Genomic DNA, 24,824 nt, shown 5'->3' with positions numbered 1-24,824 from the left:
TAAAACACAATTATACAGAGATGAAAAACACATATAAAATCTACTTACTGTCCTTCGTAACTTTACTGGCAGTAAGCAGTTGCAAAAAGAATTTTGATGAGCTAACACTCAATAACAATAAACCTTCCACTGTTCCGGCTTCCCTGCTTTTTAACGGGGTTGCCAACAGTATGGCTGTCCTTCCGGAAACTTCTGATGAAACCTATGATCAGTATTATTTGTACAACTACGATTATTACGGGAACAACCGTTATGATTTTGGAAGCGGCGATGATGAGTACACTACATTGAAAAACGTAGTGGCCATGGAAGCTGCGGCTACTAAAGCAGGATCACCTGCACTGAACCCTTACAGTGCCTTAGGGAAATTCTTCAGGGCTTTCTATTTTAGCAAAATGAGCCTGGAAATGGGCGATATTCCAATGACCCAGGCGCTGCAGGGCTTAACTGTGTTAGATCCGGTTTATGATACACAAAAATCCGTGATGCTGCAATGCCTGAACTGGCTGGATGGTGCCAATACTGACTTGGCATCGTTGATTGCCAGTGGCGATAACAGCCTGGGCGGCGATATTTATTTAGGCAATAGCTTAATCGCCTGGCAAAAGGTGGTGAACTCATTCAGAATACGCTTGCTGATACAATTGAGTAAAAAAACATCAGATACGGATTTAAATGTGGCTTCACAATTTGCAACTGTAGTTGGCAATCCTACGAAGTATCCCTTAATGACCAGTGCCAGTGATAATCTTCAATATACCTTTGTTATTCCAAACAATTACTATCCTTCAAATCCAAATAACTTTGGTCAGAGTGGCTCACGTAAAAACACGTCTTCTACTTATATTGGCTTACTGACCAGCTTAAAAGATCCAAGGGTATTCGTTACAGCCGAACCTGCCCGTTATCTGGTAGATTCACTGAAACAAAGTCCAATTGCTTTCACTTCATTTGTAGGTGCAGATCCGGGTCAGGATTTAAGTATCATGTACAACAATGCTGGTCAGCAAAGATATTCCTTCATCAACAGAAAGCATTTTTACTCCACCTTTACCGGCGAGCCAAGTATCATTATTGGTTATGCAGAGCTGATGTTTAATATCGCTGAAGGAATTAACCGCGGATGGGCAACAGGAGATGCAGAAACCTATTACACAGCAGGGATCAAAGCCTCAATGGCATCTTATAGCATCCCTGATAATGGTGCAATAACTGCTTATTTTTATCGCCCGGGATCTACAGATGTAACTGCCCTGGCAAATTATGACACCTACAGTATCCCCACTAATTTCGCTACCTATTACAGCCAGGCAGGTGTAAAATACGCTGCCGGTGCAACTGGTTTAACAGAGATCCTGCAGCAAAAGTACCTGGCCCTTTTCCGCCATTCAGGTTTAGAGTCGTACTTCACTTACCGCAGAACAGGAATACCTAATTTTACTACAGGCCCGGGTACCGGAAACGGAACACGTATCGCTTCAAGGTTCCAGTATCCTGCCGCTGAAAGAACAGCCAATACCACCAATTACAATAAAGCATTGGCTAGTCAGTTTGGCGGCAATGACGATATTAATGGTGTCATGTGGATTTTACAATAACCTGCTGACACGGGATCATCAATTATCCAAAAGATGATCTGATTTGAAAAATAAGGTGTACTATTTCAATGCTGCCAACCGCTGAAACGCGCTTGAAGGCATTGAAATAGTACACCTTATTTTTTTATAGATTTTCTTTGGGCAATTCTAACCACCGTGCTGAGGGTTATTGTAAAGAATTAGTCTTCCAACTCCTGGGATAGTTGAAATCATCCTTCCTAAGGATATCCTGAACCAAGCTGCTGCAAATTATTCTAAAGAATTGGCTTTCCCCTCTCCCGGGATAATTAAAATCATTATTCCTAAGCATATCCTGAACCAAGTTGCTGCAAATTATTCTAAAGAATTGGCTTTCCCCTCTCCCGGGATAATTAAAATCATTATTGCTAAGCATATCCTGAACCAAGCTGCTGCAAATTATTCTAAGAATTGGCTTTGCCCTCTCCCGGAAAAATTGAGATTATCATAGCTGAGGGTTTCCTCCGGGATATACCAGACCGCCTTGCAACAGATCATCTTAAAAAAAACGGATACCCTTTTTTGTTGCCTAGAAATTTTGCAAGCGCAGCGCCGCAAAGGTTTCAGCAACAAAAGAGGGTATCCGTTTTTTAAGCAAAGCAGGAAAATCCCCTGATAAATCAAACAGGAGAATCTTCTATCAACTAAATCACAATATTCACGATACGTCCTTTTACAACGATCACTTTCTTAGGTGTCTTGCCATCCAGGTATTTCTGCACCTGCTCATCCGCCAATACCAATGCTTCAATTTCCGCAGCATCAAGCGTTAAACTCAGGTTTAAATTCAACCTTGTTTTACCGTTTACCGAAACCGGGTAACTAAATTCATCCTCTATCATATAAGAAGGATTAAACTCAGGATAAGCAGCAAAAGATAAACTCTCCGTATTCCCTAACAGCGACCATAACTCTTCCGTAATATGCGGGGCATATGGGGAAAGCACAATCACCAGGTCCTGCAAAATAGCTCTTTTGTTAGATTTAAGATCGGTCAGTTCATTCACTGCGATCATAAAGCTGGAAACCGAAGTATTGAATGAAAATCTCTCAATATCGTCCTGTACCTTTTTGATGATCTTATGCAAAGCCTTTAACTCAGCTTTGGTTGGTTCTTCGTCACTTACTTTAAACTCCCATGCGTCATTGTGGAACAATCTCCAGAACTTCCGCAGGAACTTAAACACGCCTTCAATTCCATTGGTATTCCAGGGTTTGCTTTGTTCCAGCGGGCCTAAGAACATCTCGTACATCCTTAACGTATCTGCACCATAACTGGCAATCAGCACATCAGGATTAACCACGTTGAATTTAGATTTAGACATCTTCTCTACCTCTACCCCACAGATATACTTCCCGTTTTCCAGGATAAATTCTGCATCGGTAAATTCAGGTCTGAACAATTTAAATTTCTCTATATCCAGCACTTCATTGTCAACTATATTTACATCCACATGCAAAGCAGCAGTTTTATACTGATCCTTCAAACCATGTGAAACCAGTGTATTGGTTGCCCTTCCGTCTTCCGCTACTACGCGGTAAACAAAATTACTTCTGCCCTGGATCATTCCCTGGTTGATCAGTTTTTTGAAAGGCTCCTCTTCATTCACATAACCCATATCTTTCAGGAACTTATTCCAGAAGCGGCTGTACAATAAATGTCCTGTAGCATGTTCAGAACCTCCGATATATAAATCCACATCCTTCCAGTAGGCAATCGCTTCCTTCGAAGCAAAAGCATCCTTATTCTGTGCATCCATATAACGGTACCAATACCAGCTGGAACCAGCCCATCCCGGCATCGTACTCAGTTCATAGGTATACTGATCTTCGTAGCTCCAGTTTTCCGCCCTGCCCAATGGCGGTTCACCGCTCTCTGTAGGTAAATACTTATCAATTTCAGGTAATACTAGAGGCAGTTCATCCTCTTTAATTAAATAAGGCAAACCATCCTTAAAATAAATCGGAATAGGTTCTCCCCAGTAACGCTGACGGCCAAAGATGGCATCGCGCATACGGTAGTTGATTTTAGCCTTCCCTACTTTCATTTCTTCCAGCCAGCTGTTTAAAGTTTCTACCGCTTCCTTATATTCCATTCCATTGATAAAGCCAGAATTGATATACTTTCCTTCCTTGGTATGATCGGCCTGAACGTCAATATCTTTTTGTCCGTCAAGGATCTGAACCATCGGCAGGTTAAAATGTTTGGCAAACAGCCAGTCGCGCTGGTCTCCGCTCGGCACACCCATTACTGCTCCGGTACCATAACCAGCAAGCACATAATCGGCAATCCATAGCTGAACACGTTCACCGCTTACTGGGTTTACTACATAACTTCCAGTAAAAGCACCTGAAACGGTTTTTGTATCCGCCATGCGGTCCAGCTCAGACTTCTTCTTGGTCTGGGTGATATAATTTTTAATGTCATTCTCCTGCTCTGGAGTGGTCAGTGCCGCAACCAGTTCATGTTCCGGTGCAAGCACCAGGTAAGAAACCCCGAAAATGGTATCCACACGGGTAGTAAAGACCTCAATATATTCAGCAGGTAAAGCTGCTGCACCTGCTACGGTATCGATTTTAAAACGCACGCTGGCACCAGAACTTTTACCGATCCAGTTACGCTGCATTTCTTTAACCGGCTCCGGCCAGTCGATTGCATTTAAGCCCTGCAGCAAACGTTCTGCATAGGCAGAAATACGCATACTCCACTGCATCATTTTTTTCTGTTCCACAGGATGGCCGCCACGTTCAGAAAAACCTTCTTTCACTTCATCATTGGCCAGTACCGTTCCTAGTGCAGCGCACCAGTTCACTGTGCTTTCCCTTAAATAAGTCAGACGGTATTTGAGCAATTCCTTCTGCTTTTCTCCATCACTGAATGCAGTCCATTCTGCTGCGGAAAAGCTTTTAACCTCTTCATCGCATACCGCTTTCACACCGGCACTGCCGCTGGTACTAAACTTTTCTATCAGGCTGCTGATTGCTTCTGCTTTATCTGTTTCCAGGTTATACCATGAATTGAACAGCTGCATAAAGATCCACTGTGTCCATTTGTAATAATCAGGCTCACTGGTACGGATTTCCCTGCTCCAGTCGAAAGAAAAACCAATCTGATCAAGCTGACGGCGATAAGTATTAATGTTCACCTCGGTAGTCAATGCCGGATGTTGTCCCGTTTGAATTGCATATTGTTCTGCCGGCAGCCCAAATGAATCGTAACCCATAGGATGTAAAACATTATATCCTTTTATTCTTTTATACCTTGAAAATATATCAGAAGCAATATAGCCCAGCGGATGGCCCACATGTAAACCTGCCCCTGAAGGGTAAGGAAACATATCCATCACATAAAACTTAGGTTTTACAGAATCATTTTCTGCTTTAAATGTTTGGTGCTCTGCCCAAAACGCCTGCCACTTCTGCTCTATCTCTTTAAATTGGTAATCCATTCAGTCTTTCCTTATTATAGCGCGAAAATAAAGAAATAAAGGGTGTTTCAGAAAGGTTCTGCAAAGATCTTTGCATTTCAACCTTCACTGTCAGGCAGTTTTGTTGCTTATTTTGAGCTGTCTGCATATCTATTAATAGATTTTAACCGTTTAAAAGCCATAATAATTTAATTTTTGTGCGTATATTTTTTTATTTTCGCAGGACAATAAATAAACAACATGGAAGAATTTGAAGTTAGCGATGCTTCTAAAAAGACAAAAACCATTTATATCTCTACCATATTTAGCATAACACTGGTTTTGGTGATGCTGGGTGTGCTGGGCTTAATTATGGTGCACGCAAAAAACCTATCTAACTATGTAAAGGAAAATATTGTATTAAACATCATTGTGGATGAAGGTGCAAAAGAGGCCGATGTATTGCAGTTCCAAAAAGAGCTGAATGCCAATCCTGCGGTCAAACAAACACAATATGTAAACAAAGAACTGGCAGCAAGGAACCTTACACAGGATCTGGGCGAGGATTTTGTCAACTTCCTGGGTTATAACCCGCTGCTGTCTACTGTAGATGTTTACATGAAAGCAGACTATGCAAATAATAAAAGCATCGACGCCTTAAAAGCCAGCATCAGTAAAAACCCTGTGGTAAAAGAAGTGATCTATCAAAGTTCACTGATCGATATGGTAAACAAAAACATCAACACGATCGGTTTGATTGTATTGGGTTTCGCTGCCATATTGCTGGTAATCTCTGTGGCGTTGATCAACAACACCATCAGGCTGGCCATTTACTCACAGCGCTTCCTGATTAAAAGTATGCAGCTGGTAGGTGCAACCAAAGGTTTCATCCGTAAGCCTTTTATTCTGGTGGCCATGCTGCACGGATTAATTGCCTCTATTATTGCAGTGATTATCCTCCTTGGCCTCTTATATTATGCACAACAAGAGATTCCTGAAATTATTATTTTAAGGAATTATACAGAATTTGGTATAGTATTGCTATTTTTATTGGGTGTTGGAATTTTTATTACCGCACTCAGCACCACCTTTGCAGTAAGCAAATATTTACGTTTAAAAATATACGATCTTTATAGATAATGGAAAAAAAAGCAACTCCTGCTAGCCAGGCTTCGAAAAATGAATTGGTTTTCACCAAAAAGAACTATCAGTTATTGCTCATCAGCATGGCCATTGTAGTGGTAGGCTTTTTATTAATGATGGGTACAACTGACATTTATGATTTCAGAAAAACCTTATTGGCTCCAATGGTTGTCCTTTTTGGATTTGGATTTGGCATTTACGCAGTCCTGAAGAAATAACAGAATGAACATTGTACAAACAATTATTCTCGCTGTTATAGAGGGAATCACCGAGTTTTTGCCCGTTTCTTCCACTGGACACATGATCCTGGCTTCTTCTTTTATGGGCATCGCGTCCGACCCATTTGTTAAATTATTCACCATTGCGATACAGTTGGGCGCCATTTTATCTGTAGTCGTACTGTATTTCAAACGCTTTTTCAGAACATTTAATTTCTACCTTAAACTATTGGTTGCCTTTATACCGGCAGCTGTTTTTGGAGTGCTGTTCAGCAAAAAGATCGACGCATTATTGGAAAGCCCAAAAACTGTTGCAGTATCTCTAGTAGTTGGCGGTGTGATTTTGCTTTTTGTTGACCAGTGGTTTGCTAACCCAACCGTTGACGAAGAAGAAGAGATCAGCTATATGACAGCCTTCAAGATCGGCTTTTTCCAGTGTCTGGCCATGATTCCCGGGACTTCCAGATCGGGTGCCAGTATTGTTGGCGGTATGTACCTTAAACTCAGCAGAAAAGCTGCGGCAGAATTTTCATTCTTCCTGGCTGTGCCTACCATGTTTGCAGCTACAGGTAAAAAACTGCTTGATTTTTATAAAGAAGGTAACACCATTTCGCATGATGAGATGAACCTGTTGATCATAGGTAATGTAATTGCTTTTGTAGTTGCGCTTCTTGCCATCAAAACATTTATCGGTTACCTTGAAAAAAATGGATTCAGAATGTTTGGCTGGTACCGTATTGTTGCCGGGCTGATCATCATCGGACTAATGTACAGTGGCCATAACCTGCAAACAATTTAATTGTGTAAATTGCCGCTTCATTTAGATTACCGTTTTGAGCGTAGAAAAGTTAATGGAAAGGACCTTCAATTTTGCTGAAGGTGAGTTGTTACTGATCAATAAACCCTATAAATGGACAAGTTTTGATGTGGTAGGGAAAATCAGAAATTCCCTCAAACCATTAAAACTAAAAGTAGGCCATGCAGGCACACTTGATCCATTGGCTACCGGCCTGCTGATCCTGTGTACAGGAAAACTGACCAAACAGATTGATACCTTCCAGGCAGAAGATAAAGAATATACCGGCACCATGATCCTTGGTGCCACTACTCCCTCCTTCGATCTGGAGACAGAAGTAGATGCACAATATCCTACAGACCATCTTACTGAAGAGGCCATTCACGCCGCTACAGCTCCTTTTAAAGGAGAGATTCAGCAATACCCCCCTGCCCATTCTGCAGTTAAAGTAAATGGGGAACGTTTATACGTTAAAGCCAGAAGAGGAGAAGAACAGGAATTACGCCTGCGTTTTGTAAATGTCCCTGTCTTTGAAATCACACGTATCGCTTTACCTGAAGTTGACTTCAGAATTGTATGCAGTAAAGGCACCTACATCAGGTCGCTCGTATCTGATTTCGGGAAACACCTCCAAAACGGGGCATACCTTTCAGTACTAACGCGTACCAGAAGTGGCAATTTTCTTTTAGAAAATGCATTTGAGGTATCCGATTTGGTTGAGTATCTTCGTCATAAAAGAGAAGAAGCCAGAGCAGTACTACCTTCTGAGAATAGCTAATATGCACAGCCATTTTAAAAATAAGTATTTACGCTATGTAAGGGATTACCTGCTCATTGCCTGCGGAATCGTATCTGCTTGTTTTGGCTTAAAGAGTTTCCTTATGCCCAGCGGTTTTATTGATGGTGGTGTTACTGGTATTTCCCTGCTGATCAGCGATGTAACGGGTTTTAAGTTATCCTACCTGATCCTGATCATCAATATTCCCTTTGTGATCCTGGGTTATTCACAGATAGGAAAAACATTTGCTATAAAAACAGCATTTGCTATCGCTATACTGGCTATTTTCCTGATCATCATGCCCTTTCAGCCTATCACGCACGATAAGCTGCTTATCGCTTTCTTTGGCGGATTATTTCTGGGCGGTGGTATCGGCCTGGCCATGCGTGGCGGTTGTGTAATTGATGGTACTGAAGTACTGGCCCTCTACATCAGCAAAAACAGCATGCTCACCGTAGGGAACATCATCCTCATTTTAAACATTCTTATTTTCGCCGTGGCTGCCCTCTTTTTGGGTGTAGAAACAGCGATGTACGCCATATTAACCTACTTATCTGCTTCTAAAACCATTGATTTTGTGGTGAATGGATTGGAACAATATATCGGTGTAACTGTTATATCGGAGAAAAAAGATGAGATCCGGCAATTCCTGATTAACGAGATGAAACGCGGTGTAACGATCTACAAAGGTGAGGGCGGTTATGGAGAGAAAAAAGAGATCGATATTTTATATACGGTAGTAACAAAACTGGAAATGGGAAAACTGCAAACGGAAATCCGGCAGATCGATCCGGATGCTTTTGTAGTGCAACAACAGATTTCTGATATCAAAGGAGGGGTGGTTAAACGCCATGCCCTGCATTAATTTATAAGATTTTGAAGATATACAACAACCTGTCTGAATTTAAAAGACTTAACAATGCCGTTGCCACTATAGGTACTTTTGATGGCGTACATTTTGGACATCAGAAGATCATTAACAGACTTTGTGAACTGGCGAAATCCACTGGTGGAGAAAGTGTGATCCTTACCTTCTTCCCTCATCCAAGAATGATTATTGATCCGGAGAACAAAGACCTTAAAATGATCAATACAATTGAGGAGAAAGCAGCGATCCTTGCCTCATTGGGTGTAGATCATCTAATCATTACCCCTTTTACGCGTGATTTTTCTAACCTCAGTCCTTCAGAATATATCAAAAATATTCTGGTAGATACCATCGGCATTAAACAATTAATTGTAGGTTACGACCACCGTTTTGGCAAAAACAGATCCGGCGGAATGAAAGACCTGGTAGCCTTTTCCGGCTCTTATGGTTATAAAATTGAGGAAATCGGCGAGCAGGATGTGAACGACGTGGCAGTAAGTTCTACAAGGGTTAGGGAATCCCTGCTCAGCGGACAGGTGGCATTGGCAGCAAAATATCTGGGTTACAATTTTTCGCTGTATGGACCCGTGATTAAAGGGGATAAAATCGGACGTACGATCGGTTTCCCTACAGCCAATATCTTTATTGAACAACCCTACAAACTCATACCCTCTGATGGCATTTATGCGGTTACCATAGAAATGGACAATGAATCATACCAGGGTATGGCATACATCGGACAACGCCCCACAATTAATGGAATGACCAGGAACATCGAAGTCAACATTTTTGATTTTAACCGGGAGATCTACGGGCAGTATATCAAAATGAACTTCTGTGAATTCTTACGCCATGATGTAAAATTTACAGGTCTGGAAGCTTTAAAACTGCAACTGCAAAAAGATAAAGAAGACACAAGGACGTATTTTGCGCAGCATCCCGGCGCATAAAAATAAAAGTCAATCTTTTGTTTATCTTGTACGCAACTAAATTATGAAGATCGACCAGGAAAAAAGTGAATTCTTAGATGAAATGCTGGACTACTGGCAGGAAGAAACCCTGCTTTCAAAAGCCGATGCCGAAAAACTAAGGAAGAGCTACGAAGTTAAATCCTTCGACTGGCGCCGGCTGGCACAATATTCTTTCTGGATCGCCATGGCTTGCGGGGTCATTTCTATGGGTGCCCTGCTGGTAGATAACAGCATCCTCAATTACCTGAAAAAGTTATACGATACGCCAGATGGCGTGATCAGCTTATTATCTGCTGCCGCAGCAGCCTTTCTCTACTGGATCAGCTTCAAAAGAAAAGTATCCTTACCTATGCAGGTATTCAGCAATGATGCCATGGTCTTTTCTGCAGTGATGCTTACCGCTAATGCCATCGCCTATCTGGGTAAAGCGGTGAGTAAAGGGGGAGATCACTTTTCTTTACTCATACTCTTTTCTGTATTTGTTTATGGTATACTCGCTTTTAAATTCAGATCGCGCCTCATCTGGATATTTGTACTGATCTCACTTGGCGCATGGTTCGGCACAGAGACCGGATATCTTTCCAGAGGTAACCTCTATTTCCTGGGGATGAACTATCCCCTCCGTTTTGTTATTTTTGGCTTTGTACTCACTGCATTATCGCTATTGCTGAGAAATGTTAAAGCGTTCAGCTTCTTTTATCTCACTACCTATATCAGTGGCATGTTATACCTGTTTGCCTCGCTTTGGCTCATCTCTGTCTTCGGTAATTTCGGAACACTTGATCAATGGTATGGTATTAAACAGATTTCGCTGTTCTACTGGGCATTGATCTCCGCAGCAGTTTGCGCAATCAGTATTTTCGCAGGGTTAAAATACAGGGATGATGTAGCCCGGGAATTTGGCATCACCTTTCTATTTCTAAACCTGTACACGCGGTATTTTGAATATTTCTGGGATACCTGGCACAAAGCCTTATTTTTCAGTGTACTGGCTGCTTCCTTCTGGTTTATCGGCCGCAGGGCAGAAAAGATCTGGAACGTAGAATTTCTAAAGAAATAAACTAATGTTTGATCAGGTGAACGTATACCAGTTTAACAATATGGTAGGCGGAAAGCGCAAAAAATAAACCTGCAATAGCCTTATTCAGCACATAATTATTTAGCGTAAACTTGGTTTGAATATACTGTGCAAAACGTCCAAAACCATATAAAGCAATGGCAGCCCCCAATCCTGAACCCAGGCTAAATACCCCAATGGAAATAGCACCTACATTGATCCATTCATGGGAGATCAGGTAAGTACCAACAAATAACCAGTAAGGGATCTGCATGGGGTTAAGCACGCCCATAAGCAGGCCATAGCGGATACTGTCTTTATTAGAATAATCAGTCTTCGGCATTTCTTTGCGCGATCGCCACGTGATTACACCCAGCACCATAAACATGATCACCATTACGCCGTCAATGTAATCGCCTACCTTAATTTCACTCGATAGCCACTGTACAAAACGCATTACACCAAGTGTAAAAAGCACTTCTACGCAGGAAAAAGCCATAATAAAATATACAGCTTGTTTTATACCTCTGGTAATAGTGATCTGGACAACGGTGAGATTAATATTTCCCGGAGGGATATAACCTATAGCATTTAGAATTACTCCGAGAAAAAACGTTAAAAAAAGCATGCGTAAAGATAAAGGTTTATTCCCGTAGGACAGATGAAAAAATAGCTGATAAGTATGATCTTATCAGCTATAATTTGTGATTAACTGTCAGCAAGTGACGGCTTCAAATGTGATTTTAAATATTTTGCGGTATATGAATCCTTGGCGTGGATAAGATCTTCAGGCGTACCTTCAAATACAATGTTTCCACCTCTATCACCACCTTCCGGACCAATATCAATTACCCAGTCGGCCGATTTAATCATATCCATATTATGTTCTATCACCAGGATTGTATTCCCTTGTTCAATCAGCGTATTTAAAGCGATCAGTAGTTTTTTAATATCGTGAAAATGCAATCCCGTAGTAGGCTCATCAAAAATGAACATCGTCTTGCTGGCATTGTTCCCTTTAATTAAAAACGAAGCCAGTTTAATCCGCTGTGCTTCCCCGCCAGAAAGGGTATTCGAAGATTGCCCCAGATGTACATAACCCAAACCAACATCTACCAGTGGCTGCAGTTTATTTAATATTTTAGGCTCATTCTTAAAAAATTCAACCGCCTCATCGATCGTTAGATCAAGGATGTCAGACACATTCTTATCCTGATAAGTAATATCCAGGATTTGCTGTTTGAACCTCCTTCCGCCGCAGGTTTCACAAGGCAGGTAAAGATCGGCCATAAACTGCATCTCTATCTTCACTTCCCCTTCTCCCTGGCAAACATCACATCGGCCTCCCTCAACGTTAAAGGAGAACGCAGCAGGTTTTAATCCCGCAGCTCTTGAAGCTGGCAGCGCAGCAAACAAAGCACGTACATCATCCCATGCTTTTACATAAGTAACCGGGTTAGATCTTGAAGAACGGCCTATAGGATTCTGATCTACCATTTCCACCTGGCTAATCAGGTCATAATTTCCGAATATCCCATCATATGATCCCGTTTGCTCCCCTGCATAGTTACCGATGGCTTTCTGCAATGCAGGATACAGTATCTTTTTGATCAGACTGGTTTTCCCCGATCCGGAAACACCGCTTACCACGGTGAAAACTCCCAACGGGAATTTCACCTCTATATTTTTAAGGTTATTTTCCCTGGCGCCTTTGATCAGGATATGGTCGTTCCATTTCCTGCGCATTGCGGGTACTACTATACTTTCCTTACCAGAGAGATACTTACCGGTAAGGCTTTTATTGTCTTTTATAATCTGATCGTAGGTTCCGCTAAACACCAGGTGTCCACCCAATGTGCCTGCTTCCGGGCCAATATCAATAATATGATCTGCCGCTTTCATCATTTCTTCCTCATGTTCTACCACGAGAACAGTGTTTCCTACATTACGCAGGGAAAGCAAAACTTCAATCAGCTTGTTCGTATCACGCGGGTGTAAACCAATACTGGGTTCATCCAGCACATAAATAGACCCTACTAAACTACTACCCAAAGAAGTAGCTAAATTGATCCGTTGGGATTCACCACCAGATAGCGTATTTGATAACCTGTTGAGGGTTAAATAACCTAAACCTACATTATTCAAGTATAACACACGACTGGTAACTTCCGCCAGCAGGCGTTTAGAGATCTTGATATCGGTTTCAGATAGCTCCAGGTGGTCAAAGAAATGCTGAATAGATGACAAAGGCATTAATACTACATCTACAATGGATTTCCCGCCAATCTTTACATAAGAAGCATCTTTACGCAACCTCGAACCTTTACAATCCGGGCAGATCGTTTTTCCGCGGTAGCGCGACAGCATTACCCGGTACTGAATTTTATAGGTCTGTTCTTCCAGTTCTTTGAAAAAATCATCCAGACCTGCAAAATATTTATTTCCCGTCCAAAGTAAACGCTGTTGCTTTTCTGTCAGTTCATTGAATGACCTGTGGATAGGGAAATCAAATTTATCAGCACTCTTGATCAGTTTATTTAACCATTCACGCATTTTCTCCCCTCTCCAGGGTGCGATAGCGCTGTCATAAACACTCTTGCTTTTATCAGGGATGACTAAATCTTCATCAATACCGATTACGTTTCCATATCCCTCGCAGCGTTTACAGGCCCCATAGGGATTGTTAAAACTGAAAAAATTAGGTGTAGGCTCTTCAAAGCGGATGCCATCCAGTTCAAAACGGTCGCAGAAGTGAGTGGTTCGCCCTTCATGTTCTACATAACAATCGCCTTTACCTTCAAAAAAAGCTGTTTGAACAGAATCTGCCAGCCGGCTCATCGTTTCGTCATCATCATGAAAAACGATACGGTCGATCAGGATCTTCACCGTATCCGAATCTGTCAGTTCAAAATCTTTAAAATTTTCGTCTTCAAGGATAGCTTCTATTTTATCCACCTTATCATTCAGGTATACCCGAAGAAAACCTTTTTGCAGCAATACAGCCAGTTCTTCTTTAACCGACCGGTTATTGTGCGGATGAAGCGGACAAAATATAGTGACTACTGCATCATTACCTAATTTGGAAACAAAATCTACCACTGTACTTACAGTGTCTTTTTTTACAATAGTTCCCGATTCCGGAGATATAGTTTTTCCAATCCGCGAAAACAGCAGCTTCAGATAATCATAGATCTCTGTTGATGTACCTACTGTAGATCTTGGGTTTGACGTAATTACTTTCTGTTCAATTGCAATGGCCGGGGCAATCCCTTTGATATAATCTACATCGGGTTTGTTCATCCTTCCCATAAACTGGCGGGCATAAGAAGAAAGGCTTTCTACATAACGCCGCTGTCCTTCAGCATAAAGCGTATCAAAAGCAAGTGAAGATTTTCCGGAACCAGACATCCCGGTGATCACCACCAGTTTATTTTTTGGTATCGCAACATCTATATTTTTGAGGTTGTGTACCCTGGCCCCCTTTATAATAATATTTTTATGTGGATCTTTTTCGGTTTCCTTACTCATTTAATTCCTTCTGGGATTTGCTAATATAACCCAAAAAACACAATATTAGTTTTTCGGGGGAACGCAAAAATACGGCTCTTTAACTACTTTTATTTTTTTTTAGTATTTTATTGTAATAATGTGATAAAAAAATGCTTCTTTTGATGTTATTACACAACCAATTAAATCTGTCATCATTTAAAACCATAGGAGAAGCTCTATAGAAAAAAACATTTACTAAGTATTTTTTAGCAAACAGCAAGGGAATTTAGTATCGATATACCTATGAAGTTAGAATCATATAGTGATCAGGACCTAGTAAAGTTATACCTGACGGGTGATGAAACAGTTCTAGAAGAATTGTTAAACAGACACAAGTCCAAGATATATACTTCCATCTATTTACTGGTAAAAGACCAATACCTGGCAGAAGACATTTTTCAGGACGCTTTTATAAAAGTGATCAATACCCTCCGTTCAGGAAGGTATAATGAAGAAGGTAAATTCTTACCATGGGTGATGCGTATCGCACACAATTTAGTAATTGATTATTTCAGACGTGAAAAACGTGCTCCTGTAATTACAAGTGCGGATGGAACAGATGTGCTCAATATGCTGCAGATCCATGAGGAAAGTGCAGAAGACAAAATTCTTAGAGACCAGACACATACCGATCTGAGAATGCTGATCCAGCTGCTTCCTGATGAACAAAAAGAGGTGCTGATCATGCGTCATTATGCCGATCTGAGCTTTAAGGAAATTGCAGACCTGACCGATGTGAGTATCAATACTGCCCTGGGTAGAATGAGATACGCACTGAGCAACCTCAGGAAGATGATGAAGGTAAAAGAGGTCACCTAAAAATGGATTAAAAACTCATTAAAATTATTGTTAATAAGCCCAAAATAAATAGTAACTTGTTTCGTTCTAATAGTAGAAAAAACAAAAACACATATTTATGCTTATGATAACAACCTCTACTTCTGTTCCAAATGTGAATCCCTTAAATCAGCAGGCCGAAAATTTAAGTAATGAGTTTTTTAACGACCTTGATTTAATGTTCTACGAAAGCATCAAATCACAAATGGACCAGCTTAAAAGGAACCCCGAAGAGGAAACGATCTCAAAAATATTAGCCTACTCAAGATCATTGTAAATGAGTTAAAAGATTAAGCTGTCATCACCCTGACAGCTTTTTTTGTTTTATCTTTGCGCATGCTAAAAAAAGAGAGGTATAAACAATTTGTAGCCCATTTTTCTGCCAAACAGCCAGATGCTGAAACAGAACTGCACTATAATAACCCTTTTCAGCTACTGGTTGCGGTAATTTTATCAGCCCAGTGCACCGATAAAAGAATTAACCAGGTTACGCCCGCACTATTTCAGCGCTTCCCCAATGCCAAAGCATTGGCCGACGTTACGCCGGATATTGTTTTTGATTATATCCGGAGCGTAAGTTATCCCAATAACAAAGCCAAACACCTGGTAGGTATGGCCAATATGCTGGTCAATGAGTTTCACAATGAAGTACCTTCTGATATAGACCAGCTGCAAAAAATGCCGGGCGTAGGGAGAAAGACAGCCAATGTAATAGCTTCGGTGATCTACAATGCACCGGCAATGGCTGTAGATACCCACGTTTTTCGCGTAGCGAACCGCATTGGCCTCACCAATGGAAAAACTCCCTTAGCCGTTGAGAAAGATCTGGTGAAACACCTGCCCCAGGAAAGTATTCACGTAGCCCACCACTGGCTCATCCTGCATGGCAGATATGTATGTGTGGCGCGTTCTCCAAAATGCAGCATTTGTGAATTGACTTCAATTTGCAGATATTACGAAAGATTAAACAAAGCAACTAAAGAAATTAGCCAAATCCCGGAAGGGAATTAGTATTATTTTTACAATTTGCTATTTATTGAAAAATAATACTTACGTTTGCTAAAATAATTAGCCACAATATTTAAACAGGTAGTTTTTATAAAGAATAAATATTTTATATTTACGCATACAATTTAACAAGATGACCCCGAACGCAGATAAATTAAAAGCTTTACAACTTACACTGGATAAGTTGGAAAAATCTTACGGTAAAGGCGCCGTAATGAAATTAGGTGATACACCAACAGAATCTATTGAATCTATTTCAACCGGCTCTATTAGTTTAGATATTGCTTTAGGTATTGGTGGCGTGCCTAAAGGTCGTGTAATCGAAATCTATGGCCCTGAATCTTCAGGTAAAACTACCCTGGCAACGCATATCATTGCCGAATGCCAGAAAAAAGGTGGTGTAGCAGCGTTTATTGATGCGGAACATGCTTTTGATAAATTTTATGCGAAGAAATTAGGTGTTGATGTAGATAACCTGCTGATTGCTCAACCGGATAACGGAGAACAGGCTTTAGAGATTGCCGACAACCTGATCCGCTCCGGTGCAATTGATGTGATCGTAATTGACTCAGTTGCTGCATTGGTTCCTAAAGCGGAGATTGAAGGTGAAATGGGTGATTCTAAAATGGGTCTGCAGGCTCGTTTAATGTCACAGGCTTTGAGAAAACTGACAGGAACAATCGCTAAGACGGGATGTTGCTGTATTTTCATCAATCAATTACGTGAAAAAATTGGTGTAATGTTCGGTAACCCGGAAACCACTACTGGTGGTAATGCATTGAAATTTTACGCTTCTGTACGTTTGGATATCCGCAGGATGTCACAAATTAAAGATGCTGATGAAGTATCAGGTAACAGGGTTAAAGTGAAAATCGTTAAAAATAAAGTTGCCCCTCCTTTCCGTATTGCAGAATTTGATGTCATGTTTGGTCAGGGGATCTCTAAAGTTGGTGAGATCATCGATTTAGGAGTAGATTTTAATATCGTGAAGAAAGCCGGTTCATGGTTCTCTTACGGAGATACTAAACTGGGACAGGGTAGAGATGCCGTTAAGCAGTTGTTACTGGATAACCCGGAACTGGCTGATGAGATCGAAGCTAAGATCAGGGCTGAAGTTACCGGAGAAAAACTGGAAGAACTTCAATAAAATCAGGGGCTGGGTTTTTCCAGGCTTCGCTTAAAAAAGAGGTATGCTTATTTGTTGCTGAAACCTTTGCTCGCTTCGCTTGCAAAATTTCGAGGCAACAAATAAGCATATCTCTTTTTTTTAAGATCATCTCTGGAATAATATAAAGGGTCATCCAAAGGGTAAACTCACCAGGCCTGAGAATCCGGGAGAACATAAGAACAGCTTTTAAGTAATGTAGCCACGCTCGAAAACTATCCTCCGGATTATCCCAGGGATATCCCCCGGACTCCTCTCCAGAGTACGCTAATAAAAAAACACATATACTATTTTTTGACCTTCAGGCGCGTTAGCGCATGGCAGCCACAAAATAAGTATATATGTTTTTTTATTGTGGACTCATAAACTTCAAATCTACGTTGATCGCTACATAGGCTGCGATGATCACGGCAACAGCCAGGACAGCTAAACCGATATAATTTCTGTTCTTATCCTGTTTTACAATCCAAACAAGGAAAGCTATCAGGGGAATCAGCATTAATCCAAAAAATAAAAAGCTCATCGAATTCATAACAAAATATTTAATATTATTAAAAGTCCATTCTTGATGCAGGGGCAGTATCCTGTCCTACAAATTCTTTATTGATATACTTATAGTGGCCGGCAATGGCAATCATGGCCGCATTGTCTGTGCAATATTCAAAGGCAGGAATATAAACATTCCAGTTCAGCTGTTCTGCCCTTTCGGCCAACGCTTTACGTAAGCCGGTATTGGCAGAAACCCCTCCTGCAATAGCGATTTCACTGATATTATATTGCGCTGCTGCTTTTTGCAGCTTGTTGAGTAAAATATGGACAATGCTATGCTGCACAGAGGCACAGATATCATCCAGGTGTTCCTGTATGAAATTAGGATTCTCCTTTTCATGCGCCCGGATAAAATATAAGATCGCGGTTTTTAATCCGCTAAAACTATAATTCAGATCTTTGATCTGCGGCTTTGGAAAAGTATAGGCCAGCGGATTGCCCTGTTTAGCATGCAGGTCGATCAGCGGACCACCGGGATAAGGCAGGTTTAAGATCTTCGCCGTTTTGTCGAAGGCTTCACCGGCAGCATCATCCAGCGACTGACCAACAATTTCCATATCAAAATAATCTTTCACCAGAACAATCTGGGTATGCCCGCCCGAAACAGTAAGGCATAAAAAAGGAAATAATGGTTTTGGATCATCAATAAAATGGGCCAGGATATGCGCATGCATGTGATTTACCGCGATAAGTGGCAGATCTAATGCCAGGGCAAAAGATTTAGCAAAGGATACACCCACTAACAAAGAGCCTAATAAACCTGGTCCGCGCGTAAAAGCTATGGCATTGATCTCCTTTTTGCTAACTTTAGCATCAATCAAAGCCTGTTGAATGACAGGAACAATATTTTGCTGATGCACCCTGGAAGCCAATTCCGGAATTACACCACCATAATTTTGATGAATAGTTTGGTTTGCGATAACATTGGCCGTAATTTTGCCATTGGTACAGATCGCAACAGAAGTTTCATCACATGAAGATTCGATGGCAAGGATTACTGACACGTTGAATTATAATTAAGCTACAAAACTATCAAAAAACTATTAAAAATACTTCTTTGGTTTATTGCATCAATACTGCTGCTGCTGGCGATAATTTTATTTTCATTGCAGTTTAAGCCTGTACAAACCTTTTTAGCTAAAAAAGCCGCTGCTTACCTGTCTAAAGAATTGAACACTACAGTGTCATTAAAAAGTATTTATATAAAACCTTTTAAATCTGTGGTGATTGAAGACCTGCTGGTACTCGATCTGCAAAAAGATACACTGCTGAGTACCCCCAAATTCATCGTAGACCTCAACCGTCTGTCTATTGACAAAAAAATCCTGGACATCAATACGGTGCAGGTGAATAATGGTGCATTCTACCTCAAACAGTATAAAGAAAAAAATAAGGGCACCAATCTTGATTTTATCATTGATTATTTTGATTCCGGGCCATCTACCAAAAAGAAAAGCAAACCTTTCCAAATCTCTGTGGACAGGGTGATCCTGAATAACCTGAAATTAAGATACAAAGACCTGAGTGTAGATTCGGTAGTGAATGGCGTAAATTACGACGACATACAGCTCAGGGAAATGAACGGTATTTTTGAGCACCTGAACACCAAAGACCACCTGATGCAGGCCAATGTTAAAAACCTGACCTTTAAGGAAAAAAGCGGTTTTTACCTCAAAAACCTGAGTGCTTTTACCACGATAGACAGTAATAAAGTTATACTGAAAAAATTATTGCTTGTTACCAATAAAAGCAGGCTGACCGATTATTTTGAAATGAGGTTCAGGAAATTTGGCGACTTCAATGATTATATCGATAAGGTGTGGATGAAGGCACATTTCAAAAACGGCCACCTGGCTTCAAAAGATATTTCCTTTTTCGCTCCGGAACTGGCCAGGATGAACCTGGATATTGATGTTGACGGACAGATCACCGGACTGGTAAATAACCTCAAAGCCAAAAACCTGTCTGTAAAAGCAGGTAAAGCCACTTATGTAAAAGGTAATTTCAATATTAAAGGCCTGCCCCACCTGCAGGAGACTTTCATGGAAATGAGCTTTGACATGGCATCTACCAATAAAAAAGACCTGGATGAGATATTGGGTAACACTACAGGTAACAAAACAAAGGTAATCCCGGTAATTGTTGAAAAATTTGGCAGCATTTATTTCAAAGGGAACTTTACGGGTTTTGCCAATGACTTTATTGCTTTTGGTGAATTTAAAACTAAGCTGGGCAGGGTGGTATCCGATGTAAATATGAAAATCAGCCCTAAGGGCGTCCCTACCTACTCCGGAAATGTGAAGGCCTATGATTTTAACCTTGGTGACCTGCTCGATGAAGAAAGCCTGGGTAAAGTTACCGCGGCCGTAAACATCAAAGGAAAGGGAACTGAAATTAACAGCCTTACCGAAAAGATTAATGGAGATATCACCTACATAGATTTTAACGGTTACCGTTATTCCAATGTAAGTATAGACGGAACGTTTGACAAAAAATACTTTGATGGAGGCCTGAAGATCAATGATAAAAATGTACAGCTGAACTTTGACGGAGGAGTAAACTTAAATCCAAAACTTCCTGTTTTCAATTTCAAAGCGACCATAAAAAATGCAAAACTGAAGTCGCTGCACCTGTATCAGGATTCCCTGAAAGTTGATGCTACCTTCAGTACTAACTTTTCGGGCAGCAATCTGAACAACATCCAGGGGAACCTGCTCATCCAGAAAATAAGACTGGACAATGTTAAAGGGGTTTATAACATTGACTCTGTAGGTTTACAGGCTAAAGGCATCGGCGCCGACAGAACCTTAAAAATCAGCTCGGATGTACTGGATGCCAGCATCAGAGGACAATATGACCTTAATACGCTGCCTTCTTATTATAAATCACTGGCAAAAACCTATATCCCTTCCCTTAAAACCGATATCGTTAAGTTTAACGACCAAATCTTCCAGTTTAACCTGAACATTAAACGATTTGAACCTGTAGCCCAATTATTTGCCCCGGGATTGGTGATTGATGGCCAGGCCATACTCATAGGGAATTTCGACTCCAAGAAAAAAATAGCCACCTTAAATGGCTTTATCAAAAAACTAACCTACAATGGCGTAATTGTTAACAACATCATTGTAGATGAAAATACCACCACCAACCAGCTGCAGGCAATTATTACTTCAGATCGCGTAGACCTGAATGATAGTTTGTACATCAAAGATGTCAACATTTCAAACATCCTGCGTAATGACAGCCTGGCCTTAAACGTTAAGCTATCCAATGCCGATGATGCCAATCAGCTGGATTTAAACGGACTGGTAGAATTTGGAAAAGATACCACCGCCAGGATCAGTATTCTCCCATCATTGCTAAAGATCAATAGTGAAGACTGGGCGATACAGGACAAAGTGCGCATCAATTTTAAAAACGGAAAAACCGAGATCAATAATTTTGATTTGAAAAATGGAAATCAGATACTCTCTATAGATGGTATCCTGTCCCCTAATCCCAGTGACGTAGTAACGGTCGGCTTTAAAGCTTTCAGCCTCAAAACAATCAACCCCTTTACCAAAACGCTCGGCGTAAAACTGGCAGGTAATGTAAATGGACAGACCAAACTTTACGGGCTGCTTGGCAAACCAATCATCATCGATGGCCTCAAAATCGATTCCCTCAATTTTAATGATACCTATATCGGTACACTAACGGATACCTCTTCTTTTAATCAGGAGAGCAATATGGCAAGTGCTTTCATGCGTATCGAAACCAACAATAAGGAAACCTTTAAAGTTGCCGGAAAGGTAAATCTTAAAGATAAAGATTTGAACCTTACTGTCAAAATGAATGAAAGTGAAGCGACAGTGCTGGCACCTTTCGTTAGCGACCTGGTTTCTGACCTTAAAGGACATATTTCAAGCGACCTAACGGTTACCGGTGCTTTTGATTCGCCGAAGATCAATGGAGATATCACGCTGGATAAAGCCCAGATGACAGTTAATTATTTAAAAACTGCGTATACACTGGATGATAAAGTAGAGGTACAAAACAGTGTGATCAACATTAAAGATCTCGTCCTCACAGATGTTGGGGGAAATAAAGCTACCGCAAACGGTACCGTAGACATGAACGATGTTAATAATCCAACCCTTGACATTACTATTAAGGCTAAAAACTTCATGGCCCTCAACACCACAGCAAAAGATAACGACACTTATTTTGGGCAAGCCTACGGTACGGGAACCTTTATCTTTAAGGGGCCAACCAATAAAATATATATCGGTATCGATGCAAAAGCCGAAAAGGGAACAGTTTTTAACCTGCCGCTCAATACCGCAGAAACGGTAACAAGAAAAGATTTCATCACTTTCCTGAGCAAGGATACCACTGCCAACTCAAAAAGGAAACTGAATTTTGACGGACTAACCATGAGTTTAAAACTTCAGGTAGACCCCGGCAGCACAGCAAATATATTCACTTCCCTGGGTAACTTAAGCGGTAAAGGTAATGCTAACCTCGACCTGGAAATCAATAGCCTGGGCGATTTTGATATGACAGGGGATTATATCATTGAAACAGGAAGTTTCGATTTTACCGCCCAGGAAGTGATCAGTAAAAAACTAAGTATACGTCAGGGAGGTACCATCCGGTGGACAGGTAATCCAAACCAGGCACAGATTAACCTGAAGGCTATCTATGAGCTAAGAGCGGGCCTTACAGACCTTTACTCTGCCGCTAACAGGGGAAACAGCAGTAACTCATCTTTAAGGGTTCCTGTGGAAGTAGAAATGGGCCTGACAGGATTGTTATTACAGCCTGAGATTAAGCTTGATATTTTCTTCCCTTCCAATCCATCCATCAAGGAAGAGCTCCAGGCTTATTTCAGCGATCCGAACAACCTGAACCTTCAGGCATTTAGTTTAATTATCCGCCGTAGTTTTGCCCCCGGCCCCGGCACAGAAGATCTGGGCAGACAGGTAACCTCAGGAGTGGCCAGTACAGCAACAGAGTTATTGTTTAACCAGTTCAACAACGTACTGTCTTCTTTAAATCTTGATTTTGTGGATATCAACATCCGCTCTTTAAGTGAAGCCAATGCTTCTTTCAGATTCTTTGATAACAGGATTGTGTTAAATGCCGGTGTAATTGACCGAAATACTACCGGTGACTTCTCCACGATTGGTTTTGCAAAAAATAATGTTGGTGGAGAAGTAGAGCTTCAGGCACTGATCAAAAAAGATGGTACGCTGATCGCTAAAATTGCGAATAAACCACAAACCACACAAAGTATTTTCGCTAACCCGGGAATTAACCCAAACACAAATGTGACCTCATTTGGACTTGCTTATTCACAGCAATTTGACAGCTTTAGGGAGTTCTTACAAAAGGTTACCGGTGAATACCGCAGGAACCAGAAAAAGAAAGAGTCAGAGAAAAAGAAAAATGCCAACCAGTCTTTAAATAAAGATGCGATCACCGAAGAGCAGAAGAAGATGAGACAATTGCATTGATAAAATGGAATCGTTATAAAATAGAAAACCTTCATCAATTACAACTGATGAAGGTTTTCTATTTTATAACGGATGCTGAAACTATAATGGTTTCATAATGGTATGACCCATTTTATCTCTTTTGGTTTTCAGATAAGTTTCGTTATGCGTATTACTCAGAATTTCAATCGGAATATTCTCTACAACCTCTAATCCGTAACCAATTAAGCCGGCCCTTTTTGTTGGGTTATTTGACATCAGTCGCATTTTTGTAACACCCTGTGCCCTTAAGATCTGTGCACCCACGCCGTAATCACGTTCATCGCCTTTAAAGCCCAACTGTATATTTGCTTCAACGGTATCAAAACCGGCATCCTGAAGGTTATAGGCCAGCAACTTATTTACCAGTCCAATACCGCGGCCTTCCTGGTTCATATAGACAACAATCCCTTTACCTTCCGCCTGTATCATTTCCATAGCGCGGTGCAGCTGAGGGCCGCAATCACATCGGCAGGAGCCAAAAATATCACCTGTAACGCAAGAGCTGTGTACCCTTACCAGAACGGCTTCATCTGCTGTCCATTCTCCTTTACTTAAAGCCAGATGGGTAGCATTATTTTCCAGTTGGGTATAAGCGGTCATTTTAAAATCGCCCCACTCTGTCGGCAGGTTGATCGTTACCTCTTCCCTGATCAAACTTTCTTTGCTCAGCCGATAGGCGATCAGGTCTTTAATAGAAATTATTTTTAACTGGTGTTGTGCAGCGATTAGCATCAGGTCTGGCAGTCTGGCCATTTCTCCGTCAACTTTCATGATCTCTACAATTACCCCTGCAGGAGCCATTCCAGCCAATCTGGCCAGGTCTACTGCTGCTTCGGTATGTCCGGCACGTCTCAATACGCCGCCATCTTTGGCACGCAAAGGAAAGATATGTCCGGGCCTGCCCAATTCTTCAGGGTCAGTATCCGGATTAATCAATGCCAGCATAGTTTTAGAGCGGTCTGACGCAGAAATACCACTGGTACAGCCATGGCCAACCAAATCTACAGAAACAGTGAAATTCGTTTCATGGGGAGCTGTATTTTTGCCCACCATCAAATTCAGGTTCAGCTCATCGCAGCGGGCTTCAGTAAGCGGGGCACAGATCAGGCCCCTGCCATAGGTAGCCATAAAGTTAATCACTTCAGGAGTAGCATTCTCAGCAGCGGTAACAAAATCACCCTCATTCTCACGATCTTCATCGTCAACAACGATCACCACTTTACCTGCTTTTATATCTGCAATAGCATCTTCTATTGCGTTCAGTTTAATTTCCATTTTGAGCTTTATTCCTCTTATTTAAAGATATAACATATTACCCATACGTAAGAATGTTAAACAAA

19 protein-coding genes are annotated in these 24,824 nt (G+C 41.1%); 13 read left to right on the top strand and 6 right to left on the bottom strand.

Features of this window, described 5'->3' with window-relative positions:
• The first annotated feature begins 20 nt into the window (after positions 1-20).
• Positions 21-1,598, top strand: a complete 1,578-nt coding sequence (locus GSQ84_RS12490) for a SusD/RagB family nutrient-binding outer membrane lipoprotein (RefSeq protein WP_158797608.1) — start codon at positions 21-23, stop codon at positions 1,596-1,598.
• A gap of 662 nt (positions 1,599-2,260) precedes the next feature.
• On the opposite strand, the gene leuS is transcribed toward GSQ84_RS12490, so the two are convergent.
• Positions 2,261-5,065, bottom strand: coding sequence for a leucine--tRNA ligase (gene leuS, locus GSQ84_RS12485; protein ID WP_158797607.1), 2,805 nt, complete (start codon positions 5,063-5,065; stop codon positions 2,261-2,263).
• Positions 5,066-5,284: 219 nt separating this feature from the next.
• Between leuS and GSQ84_RS12480 the strand changes: the two genes are divergently transcribed.
• From GSQ84_RS12480 to GSQ84_RS12450, 7 genes are read left to right on the top strand one after another with little or no spacing between them, the layout of a single operon-like run.
• On the top strand, positions 5,285-6,163 hold the full coding sequence (locus GSQ84_RS12480) for an ABC transporter permease (RefSeq protein ID WP_158797606.1): 879 nt from the start codon (positions 5,285-5,287) through the stop codon (positions 6,161-6,163).
• Positions 6,163-6,384 carry a DUF3098 domain-containing protein gene (locus tag GSQ84_RS12475; protein WP_174238657.1) on the top strand — a complete coding sequence of 74 codons (222 nt, stop codon included), beginning with the start codon at positions 6,163-6,165 and terminating at the stop codon, positions 6,382-6,384. The genes GSQ84_RS12480 and GSQ84_RS12475 overlap by 1 nt, the downstream gene beginning before the upstream one ends.
• A 4-nt stretch (positions 6,385-6,388) precedes the next feature.
• Positions 6,389-7,183 carry an undecaprenyl-diphosphate phosphatase gene (locus tag GSQ84_RS12470; protein ID WP_158797605.1) on the top strand — a complete coding sequence of 265 codons (795 nt, stop codon included), beginning with the start codon at positions 6,389-6,391 and terminating at the stop codon, positions 7,181-7,183.
• Positions 7,184-7,235: 52 nt separating this feature from the next.
• On the top strand, positions 7,236-7,958 hold the full coding sequence (gene truB / locus GSQ84_RS12465) for a tRNA pseudouridine(55) synthase TruB (protein ID WP_158797856.1): 723 nt from the start codon (positions 7,236-7,238) through the stop codon (positions 7,956-7,958).
• Between the two features lies 1 nt (position 7,959).
• The gene (locus tag GSQ84_RS12460) at positions 7,960-8,823 is read left to right on the top strand and encodes a YitT family protein (RefSeq protein WP_158797604.1); all 864 of its coding nucleotides are present in this window, start codon (positions 7,960-7,962) and stop codon (positions 8,821-8,823) included.
• A gap of 11 nt (positions 8,824-8,834) precedes the next feature.
• A complete protein-coding gene (locus tag GSQ84_RS12455) occupies positions 8,835-9,776 on the top strand; it encodes a bifunctional riboflavin kinase/FAD synthetase (RefSeq protein ID WP_158797603.1) in 942 nt (313 codons plus the stop codon).
• A gap of 43 nt (positions 9,777-9,819) precedes the next feature.
• Positions 9,820-10,857 (top strand): DUF2157 domain-containing protein, encoded by a 1,038-nt coding sequence (locus GSQ84_RS12450; RefSeq protein WP_158797602.1) that lies wholly within the window; start codon positions 9,820-9,822, stop codon positions 10,855-10,857.
• A 1-nt stretch (position 10,858) separates the two neighbouring features.
• Here the strand turns inward: GSQ84_RS12450 and GSQ84_RS12445 are convergent, their stop codons facing one another.
• Entirely contained in the window at positions 10,859-11,482 is a 624-nt protein-coding gene (locus GSQ84_RS12445; protein WP_158797601.1) for a LysE family transporter, read from the bottom strand.
• An 80-nt stretch (positions 11,483-11,562) separates the two neighbouring features.
• Positions 11,563-14,382: an excinuclease ABC subunit UvrA gene (gene uvrA, locus GSQ84_RS12440; RefSeq protein WP_158797600.1), complete on the bottom strand. Its 2,820-nt coding sequence runs from the start codon at positions 14,380-14,382 to the stop codon at positions 11,563-11,565.
• Between the two features lie 264 nt (positions 14,383-14,646).
• Between uvrA and GSQ84_RS12435 the strand changes: the two genes are divergently transcribed.
• The 4 genes from GSQ84_RS12435 to recA all read left to right on the top strand — a co-directional run bounded on the left by GSQ84_RS12435 (position 14,647) and on the right by recA (position 17,395).
• On the top strand, positions 14,647-15,222 hold the full coding sequence (locus GSQ84_RS12435) for an RNA polymerase sigma factor (RefSeq protein WP_158797599.1): 576 nt from the start codon (positions 14,647-14,649) through the stop codon (positions 15,220-15,222).
• 97 nt (positions 15,223-15,319) lie between these two features.
• Positions 15,320-15,517, top strand: a complete 198-nt coding sequence (locus GSQ84_RS12430) for a hypothetical protein (RefSeq protein WP_158797598.1) — start codon at positions 15,320-15,322, stop codon at positions 15,515-15,517.
• Positions 15,518-15,576: 59 nt separating this feature from the next.
• Positions 15,577-16,251, top strand: coding sequence for an endonuclease III (nth, locus tag GSQ84_RS12425; protein WP_158797597.1), 675 nt, complete (start codon positions 15,577-15,579; stop codon positions 16,249-16,251).
• Positions 16,252-16,381: 130 nt separating this feature from the next.
• Positions 16,382-17,395, top strand: a complete 1,014-nt coding sequence (recA, locus tag GSQ84_RS12420; protein ID WP_158797596.1) for a recombinase RecA — start codon at positions 16,382-16,384, stop codon at positions 17,393-17,395.
• A gap of 367 nt (positions 17,396-17,762) precedes the next feature.
• Here recA and GSQ84_RS12415 read toward each other — a convergent pair whose 3' ends face one another.
• Positions 17,763-17,945 (bottom strand): hypothetical protein, encoded by a 183-nt coding sequence (locus GSQ84_RS12415; protein ID WP_158797595.1) that lies wholly within the window; start codon positions 17,943-17,945, stop codon positions 17,763-17,765.
• A gap of 19 nt (positions 17,946-17,964) precedes the next feature.
• Positions 17,965-18,966, bottom strand: a complete 1,002-nt coding sequence (gene tsaD / locus GSQ84_RS12410; protein ID WP_158797594.1) for a tRNA (adenosine(37)-N6)-threonylcarbamoyltransferase complex transferase subunit TsaD — start codon at positions 18,964-18,966, stop codon at positions 17,965-17,967.
• Positions 18,967-19,068: 102 nt separating this feature from the next.
• Here tsaD and GSQ84_RS12405 point away from each other — a divergent pair, with 102 nt between their 5' ends.
• Positions 19,069-23,463: a translocation/assembly module TamB domain-containing protein gene (locus GSQ84_RS12405; protein ID WP_254070848.1), complete on the top strand. Its 4,395-nt coding sequence runs from the start codon at positions 19,069-19,071 to the stop codon at positions 23,461-23,463.
• 81 nt (positions 23,464-23,544) lie between these two features.
• On the opposite strand, the gene GSQ84_RS12400 is transcribed toward GSQ84_RS12405, so the two are convergent.
• Complete coding sequence (locus GSQ84_RS12400; protein ID WP_158797593.1) at positions 23,545-24,759, bottom strand: bifunctional 3,4-dihydroxy-2-butanone-4-phosphate synthase/GTP cyclohydrolase II; 1,215 nt, start codon at positions 24,757-24,759, stop codon at positions 23,545-23,547.
• Positions 24,760-24,824: the final 65 nt, after the last annotated feature.

Origin of the sequence: Pedobacter sp. L105 (assembly GCF_009765875.1) — a bacterium.
GTDB lineage: Bacteria > Bacteroidota > Bacteroidia > Sphingobacteriales > Sphingobacteriaceae > Pedobacter.
Note: the sequence above shows the minus strand (reverse complement) of the source record. Positions and strands in the feature narration are given on the sequence as shown.

What these genes read in the sequence shown, in the direction of transcription:
- GSQ84_RS12490 (WP_158797608.1), top strand. Translation starts at nt 21, where the DNA reads ATGAAAAACACATATAAAATCTACTTACTGTCCTTCGTAACTTTACTG.
- leuS (WP_158797607.1), bottom strand. Translation starts at nt 5,065, where the DNA reads ATGGATTACCAATTTAAAGAGATAGAGCAGAAGTGGCAGGCGTTTTGG.
- GSQ84_RS12480 (WP_158797606.1), top strand. Translation starts at nt 5,285, where the DNA reads ATGGAAGAATTTGAAGTTAGCGATGCTTCTAAAAAGACAAAAACCATT.
- GSQ84_RS12475 (WP_174238657.1), top strand. Translation starts at nt 6,163, where the DNA reads ATGGAAAAAAAAGCAACTCCTGCTAGCCAGGCTTCGAAAAATGAATTG.
- GSQ84_RS12470 (WP_158797605.1), top strand. Translation starts at nt 6,389, where the DNA reads ATGAACATTGTACAAACAATTATTCTCGCTGTTATAGAGGGAATCACC.
- truB (WP_158797856.1), top strand. Translation starts at nt 7,236, where the DNA reads ATGGAAAGGACCTTCAATTTTGCTGAAGGTGAGTTGTTACTGATCAAT.
- GSQ84_RS12460 (WP_158797604.1), top strand. Translation starts at nt 7,960, where the DNA reads ATGCACAGCCATTTTAAAAATAAGTATTTACGCTATGTAAGGGATTAC.
- GSQ84_RS12450 (WP_158797602.1), top strand. Translation starts at nt 9,820, where the DNA reads ATGAAGATCGACCAGGAAAAAAGTGAATTCTTAGATGAAATGCTGGAC.
- GSQ84_RS12445 (WP_158797601.1), bottom strand. Translation starts at nt 11,482, where the DNA reads ATGCTTTTTTTAACGTTTTTTCTCGGAGTAATTCTAAATGCTATAGGT.
- uvrA (WP_158797600.1), bottom strand. Translation starts at nt 14,382, where the DNA reads ATGAGTAAGGAAACCGAAAAAGATCCACATAAAAATATTATTATAAAG.
- GSQ84_RS12435 (WP_158797599.1), top strand. Translation starts at nt 14,647, where the DNA reads ATGAAGTTAGAATCATATAGTGATCAGGACCTAGTAAAGTTATACCTG.
- GSQ84_RS12430 (WP_158797598.1), top strand. Translation starts at nt 15,320, where the DNA reads ATGCTTATGATAACAACCTCTACTTCTGTTCCAAATGTGAATCCCTTA.
- nth (WP_158797597.1), top strand. Translation starts at nt 15,577, where the DNA reads ATGCTAAAAAAAGAGAGGTATAAACAATTTGTAGCCCATTTTTCTGCC.
- recA (WP_158797596.1), top strand. Translation starts at nt 16,382, where the DNA reads ATGACCCCGAACGCAGATAAATTAAAAGCTTTACAACTTACACTGGAT.
- GSQ84_RS12415 (WP_158797595.1), bottom strand. Translation starts at nt 17,945, where the DNA reads ATGAATTCGATGAGCTTTTTATTTTTTGGATTAATGCTGATTCCCCTG.
- GSQ84_RS12400 (WP_158797593.1), bottom strand. Translation starts at nt 24,759, where the DNA reads ATGGAAATTAAACTGAACGCAATAGAAGATGCTATTGCAGATATAAAA.